General features: G+C 46.0%; 2 protein-coding genes. One reads left to right on the forward strand and one right to left on the reverse strand.

What is annotated here, in order from left to right:
• Positions 1-122 (reverse strand): DUF3288 family protein (locus tag V7K41_RS31975; protein ID WP_334854520.1); only part of this gene is annotated, 122 nt, incomplete at its 3' end.
• A 331-nt stretch (positions 123-453) separates the two neighbouring features.
• On the opposite strand from V7K41_RS31975, the gene V7K41_RS31980 reads away from it, so the two are divergent.
• Positions 454-2,907, forward strand: a complete 2,454-nt coding sequence (locus V7K41_RS31980) for an ATP-dependent Clp protease ATP-binding subunit (RefSeq protein WP_334854521.1) — start codon at positions 454-456, stop codon at positions 2,905-2,907.
• Positions 2,908-3,137 lie beyond the last annotated feature (230 nt).

Genomic DNA, 3,137 nt, shown 5'->3' on the forward strand with positions numbered 1-3,137 from the left:
AGTCTAGCCAATTCTGCTAAGTTATAGTCTGTCGCCTCTTGAGCGAGTAAAATATCAATAAGGGGGCGATCGCGGTTATAAAGTGGATGTTGTTGGTCTTTACCGGCCGTTGCTTCAGTCATTGTCAGTCCTGAGTTGAGAGTGCTAAGTCCTGAGTTTTAAGTTTAGCTGACAGGGGAAAATAGGACAGACAAAAGAAAATTGTCAAATACCGAAAGTTTAACTGTCAACTTTGCAACTCTTGTACAGACGCGATTAATCGCGTCTGTACTCTTAACTCAGCACTCAGCACTCCTATTAGACGGCAAGTACACCTGATGTCTTACGGCTCTCAACACTGCCACTTAACTTTAAATAAAGTTACATTAGTCCTTAAGAAAATACAAAAAACTTTAGATGAGGGTGAATTTTATCTCACCCAAAGTCCAAGCAGCGAGGGAGCAAGAACCCATTATGTTTGAACACTTCACTTCCGAAGCCATTAGAGTAATTATGTTAGCTCAGGAGGAAGCACGTCGCCTGGGACACAATTTTGTAGGAACTGAACAAATTCTCCTGGGTTTGATGGGAGAAGGAACTGGGGTTGCTGCTAAAGTGCTGGCCGAGTTAGGCGTTACCCTCAAAGACGCACGTCGCGAGGTAGAAAAAATTATTGGTAGGGGTTCTGGCTTTGTACCACCAGAAATTCCTTTTACTCCTAAGGTGAAAAGCCTCTTCGAGCAATCGTTTAAAGAAGCTCATAGTCTAGGACAGAATTACATTAACACTGAACACTTACTCTTAGGATTAACCGAGGCTGGTGAAGGTGTCGCCGCCAAAGTACTACAAAATCTAGGGGTTGACTTCAAGAGTGTCCGCAGTGCCATAGTTCGCCGTTTGGGTGAAAATGCACCAGCTTTTGCTGGTAGTGGTAGTCAAAAGCGCACCCAACCGCTAACAATGGAAGAGTTTGGCAGAAATTTGACCAAATTAGCCCAAGAAGGCAGACTTGACCCCGTAGTTGGTCGCCAAAAGGAAATTGAGCGGGCGATCCAAATTCTTGGTCGCCGCACTAAGAATAACCCGGTGTTGATTGGAGAACCAGGAGTTGGTAAAACTGCGATCGCTGAAGGTTTAGCTCAACGGATTATCAACCAGGATGTTCCTGAAAGTTTGCAAGATAAACAAGTTATCAGCCTCGATATGGGGTCATTGGTAGCTGGAACTCGCTTCCGTGGCGATTTTGAAGAACGCATCAAAAAAGTCGTGGAAGAAGTCCGCACTGTGGGCAATATCATCCTGGTAATTGATGAGATTCATACCTTGGTTGGCGCTGGTGGTACAGAAGGTGGTTTGGATGCAGCCAACATTCTCAAACCTGCCTTAGCACGGGGCGAACTTCAGTGCGTTGGTGCAACTACCCTTGATGAGTATCGTAAGCATATTGAGCGTGATGCCGCCCTAGAGCGTCGTTTCCAACCGATTATGGTTGGGGAACCCTCAGTAGAGGAAACCGTACAAATTCTCTACGGCTTGCGCGGCGCTTACGAACAGCACCACAAAGTCACAATTTCTGACGCGGCACTTGTCGCAGCAGCAGAATTATCAGACCGCTATATTAGCGATCGCTTCTTGCCCGATAAGGCAATAGACTTGATTGATGAAGCTGGTTCTCGCGTTCGTCTGCGGAACTCCCAAAGTTCTCCCAATAAAGAACTCAAGCGCGAACTCGCTGGCGTTACCAAAGAAAAAGAAGCAGCAGTCAGAGTCCAAGATTTTGACAAAGCTACACAACTGCGCGACCAAGAGTTAAAACTCGCAGAACAACTGCAATCAACGTATACATCAAACGAGCAACCTGTCAACTCGACTGTCGTTGACGAAGAAGACATCGCCCAAATCGTTGCCTCTTGGACTGGCGTACCAGTTAACAAGCTCACTGAATCTGAGTCAGAGTTGCTCCTGCACCTAGAAGACACTCTGCATCAGCGGCTCATTGGACAAGAGCAAGCAGTCACGGCTGTAGCTCGCGGTATCCGTCGCGCCCGTGTCGGCTTGAAAAATCCCAATCGTCCTATTGCTAGCTTTATCTTCTCTGGTCCGACTGGAGTTGGTAAAACAGAATTGGCGAAGGCATTAGCTTCCTACTTCTTCGGCGCGGAAGACTCGATGATTCGGCTAGATATGTCCGAATACATGGAAAGCCACACCGTCGCTAAGTTAATTGGTTCGCCTCCTGGTTATGTCGGATACGACGAAGGCGGACAACTTACAGAAGCTGTGCGCCGGAAACCATACTCAGTGCTGCTATTCGACGAAATCGAAAAAGCACACCCCGATGTATTCAATATGCTGCTGCAACTCTTGGATGACGGTCATCTTACCGATGCCAAAGGTCGGAAAGTGGACTTCAAGAACACGCTGATCATTTTGACTTCCAACATCGGTTCCAAGGTGATTGAAAAAGGTGGTAGTGGTTTAGGTTTTGACTTCGACACTCAAGCCGACGCTAGTTATAACCGCATCCGCACCTTGGTAAATGAGGAATTGAAAGCTTACTTCCGTCCTGAGTTCCTCAACCGTCTTGATGAGATTATCGTCTTCACCCAGCTTTCTAAGGATGAAGTTAAGCAAATCGCTGAAATTATGCTCCGCGATGTTGCTAATCGCTTGACAGAAAAGGGAATTATCTTAGAAGTTAGCGATCGCTTCAAAGAGCTTGTGGTACAAGAAGGTTATAACCCCAGCTATGGCGCTAGACCATTACGTCGGGCAATTATGCGCCTTCTAGAAGATTCTCTCGCCGAAGCAATGCTGTCTGGTGAAATTACAGATGGAGACACAGCGCTTATCGATGTTGATGATGACTCTCAAGTGAGAGTACAAAAATCAGAAAAACGAGAATTGCTCTTGGCAAATGTTGGCTAATTTTATACCCGATCGCTTTTTCCTGTAATATTTGAGAAACACTCCAGCCTCTTGCGTAGAGCAGAGGCACAAACAGGGTCATCTCAGACAAACATCAAGTGAAATGGTATTATTTATCACCCCTAGTAGAAATGCTAGGGGTTTTTTTATGCGATTCCTTTTGAGTGGTCAATACCCACTTATAAGTAGGTTGGCGTAAATAATTATTGTTGGGATAAGGCAGGGGGCAG

The organism is Nostoc sp., assembly GCF_036917415.1.
Classification (GTDB): Bacteria; Cyanobacteriota; Cyanobacteriia; order Cyanobacteriales; family Nostocaceae; genus Nostoc.

What these genes read in the sequence shown, in the direction of transcription:
- V7K41_RS31980 (WP_334854521.1), top strand. Translation starts at nt 454, where the DNA reads ATGTTTGAACACTTCACTTCCGAAGCCATTAGAGTAATTATGTTAGCT.